This window comes from Burkholderia sp. 3C, from assembly GCF_054589155.1.
In genome coordinates, this window is the sequence record NZ_BAAILN010000120.1 from 1 (window position 1) to 3,012 (window position 3,012).

A 3,012-nucleotide genomic window follows, 5' to 3' on the forward strand; every position below is an offset into this window, starting at 1 on the left:
GCCGCCATACGGGGCGAGGCCGGGCGCGACGACTGTAGCGGAATTCGTGAAAGCGTGCCGGCGCGCGCGTGCGAAGCGCTGCGCGAGCGGCGGACTGGACGATGGCGCGGCGGGGCTTCGGCGGCGGGTGGCAGAGCCAGGGCTTCGGCGCTGGATGGCAGCACCGGGTGGCGGCGGCGGGCTTCGGTGCAGGGCTTCGGTGCAGAGCTTCGGCACCGGGCTTCGGTGCAGGGCTTCGGTGCAGGGCTTCGGTGCAGGGCTTCGGCGCAGGGCTTCGGCGCAGGAACTCTACACCAGGGTCTCAACGCCGGACCTCAGCACCGAATCTCAGCGCCAATCGAGCACCGGCCAGCCCGCCTCGCGCGCCTGGCGTTCGAGCACCGGGTCGGGGCGCACCGCATGCGGGCGATCGACGCGGCCAAGCAGCGGCAGGTCGTTGTGCGAATCGGAATAGAAGCTCGCGCCGGCCAGCGCCTCGCCGGTATCGCGCAGCCACGCGTCGAGCCGCACGCTCTTGCCCTCGCGAAACGGCAGCACGCCGACCGTGCGGCCGGTGTACGCGCCGTCGCGCAGTTCGGGGTCGATCGCGATCACCGCGTCGATCCCGAAGCGCGCGGCGATCGGCTCGACCAGATGCGCGCCCGACGCCGAGATCACGAGCAGGCGGTCGCCGGCCGTGCGATGTGCCTCGACGGCGCGCCGCGCGTCGGCCCGCATGCGCGGCACGATCACGTCGCCGACGAAAGCCTCGACGGCGGCCCGCACCTCGACGCCGCCACGGCCGATCAGCGGCGCAAGCGTCAGCGCCATGTAATCGCCCATCGACAGCGTGCCCGCGCCGTACGCGCGCATCATCTCGTCGCAGCGGCGCACGAACGCGTCGCCGTCGGCCCAGCCGAGTTCGGCCATGCGGCGGCTCCACAGGCTCGCGCAATCGCCATCGATCAGGGTGTCGTCGAGATCGAAGATCGCCAGGGTCATGATGCGGTGTCCATCGAAAGAAGTCGGAAGGAATCTGAAAGAAAACCACCGACGAACCACCACGCGGGCGGTTCGTCATGCCAAACATTGCAACCGGATCAGTGCATCGCCGGCGCACCAGCCGCCGCCGGCGAGCGCGACGGCTTCGCGAACAGCCGATCGAGCCGCGCCTTCTCCTCGGCCGACGGGCGGATCGCGATCGCGCAGCCGACGAACACCAGGAAGTTCGCGATCAAGCCGACGATCCCGCTGGTCAGCGACCCGAGCGCGCGGATGTCGTCCGGATAGAGCGTGGTCAGCACGATCGCGATCGCGATGCCCACCACCATCCCCGCGATCGCCCCCTGCTTGTTGCCGTGGCGCGAGAAGATGCCGAAGAACAGCGGCACGGCGAGCTGGATGATCCCTTGATAGGAGATTTGCGCGAGCAGTTGCAGGCGGCTGTAGTTGAACGTCAGGTAGGCGATCACGGCCGCCGCGATGATGAACACCGCCATGCCGGCCTTCGACAGCACCATCAGTTGCTTGTCGGTGCGCGGCGCGCGCCAGGTGGCCAGATCGTTCGCGAACTGCGTGCCGCACACCTGAACGCAGCCGTCCACGTGGCCGATGCTGGCCGCGAGCACGATCACGATGGCGAGCGCCAGCAGCCACGGGCCGCCGATGTCGGCCAGCGCGACGAACCAGCCGTGCTGCGGGTTGGCCGCCACCTTCGGGTCGTGGCTGGCCGCCGCCGCGAACAGCATCAGGATGCAGTAGAAACCGCCCACCAGCAGCATGGTCAGCAAGGTGCCCTTCTTCACGGCGCGCACGCCGCTCGCCGTGTAGATGCGCTGGAAGCTCATCGGCCAGCACATCGAGCCGATCACACCGGTGAAGATCAGGCTGAACATGTACCACGGCCCGTAGGACGTGCGCGCGTCGCCCGGGATCAGCAGCATCTTGCCGGTCAGTTGCGAGAGGTTCGAGAACGACGCATGCGGGCCGGCCAGCAGCAGCACGCACACCACCGCGCACACCACGTAGGCGATCAGCCCCTGGAACATGTCGGTCATGATCAGGCCGCGCATGCCCATGCTGACCGTCCAGTACTGGCGGATCAGCACCACGGCCACGCCCACCGCCAGGCAGGCCGTGACGGTCCATTGCCCGAAGCTCGCGAACTGGAACAGCGTGGCGAGCGCCTGGATGCCCATCACCACCCACGGGAACACCGAGATGATGCCGATGATCGACGCGATCCGCTTCACGGCCGGGCTGTTGAAGCGCATGCCGAGCAGGTCAGGCTGGGTGGTGAGGTTGAACTGGCGGCCCCAGGTCCAGGCGCGGTTCGCCATCAGGTACATGGCGGTCACGCCGAGCGTGGCGTAGACCATCCCGTAGAAACCCAGCACGCCGCCCACCGACAGCGCGAAGAACGCCGTGAAGGTGGAGCCGGGCCACCACGAATTGGTGTAGCTCATCGCCACGTACCACGGCCCGTACGAGCGGCCGCCCACGGCGTAATCGGCGAACGTGGTGCTGCGCCGGTTGGTGGCGTAAAGCACCGCGATCATCGCGGCGAGAAATACCACGATGGTCCCGAACGTGATGAACGGGTTGCCGCCTCCGGTCAGTTCGCTCATGCCGCTTCTCCTTCGTCGGCCAGTTCGCCGGTCAGCCCTTCCGTCACGTAAAGCGCCCAGCAGCCGAGCCCCACCAGCACCGCGTTCGCGATCCAGTAGAAGATCGGCAGCGGCACGCCGAACACCAGCCGCGTGCTGCCGCTCACGCCCAGATACAGCGGCGGGAACAGCGCCATCATCAACAGCAGGAAAAAGTAGATGCCGAACGCGACGCGGATCGCGCCGCGTTTGCCCGACGCCTGCGTGGATTCGAATACCGTGCTCATCGCCCCACCTCCCGATTCGCCGCACGCACCGGCGCGCCGCCGAAATTTAATACGGATAACTGAATGACTGACATGCCGTTTCACCCTGAATTTCGCCACCGGTTGTCGATTCGCCGCGCGCCGCGCGGCGCCGTTCGCCC

General features: G+C 67.9%; 3 protein-coding genes. All 3 read right to left on the reverse strand.

The genetic code is table 11. From position 1 onward, the window contains the following. Positions 1-327: 327 nt before the first annotated feature. Positions 328-981, reverse strand: a complete 654-nt coding sequence (locus tag ACYP33_RS24015) for an HAD family hydrolase (RefSeq protein WP_459624225.1) — start codon at positions 979-981, stop codon at positions 328-330. 98 nt (positions 982-1,079) lie between these two features. Next, the gene (locus tag ACYP33_RS24020) at positions 1,080-2,606 is read right to left on the reverse strand and encodes a sodium:solute symporter family protein (protein ID WP_459624226.1); all 1,527 of its coding nucleotides are present in this window, start codon (positions 2,604-2,606) and stop codon (positions 1,080-1,082) included. Beyond that, a complete protein-coding gene (locus tag ACYP33_RS24025; protein ID WP_414440838.1) occupies positions 2,603-2,872 on the reverse strand; it encodes a hypothetical protein in 270 nt (89 codons plus the stop codon). The genes ACYP33_RS24020 and ACYP33_RS24025 overlap by 4 nt, the downstream gene beginning before the upstream one ends. Between the last annotated feature and the right edge of the window lie 140 nt (positions 2,873-3,012).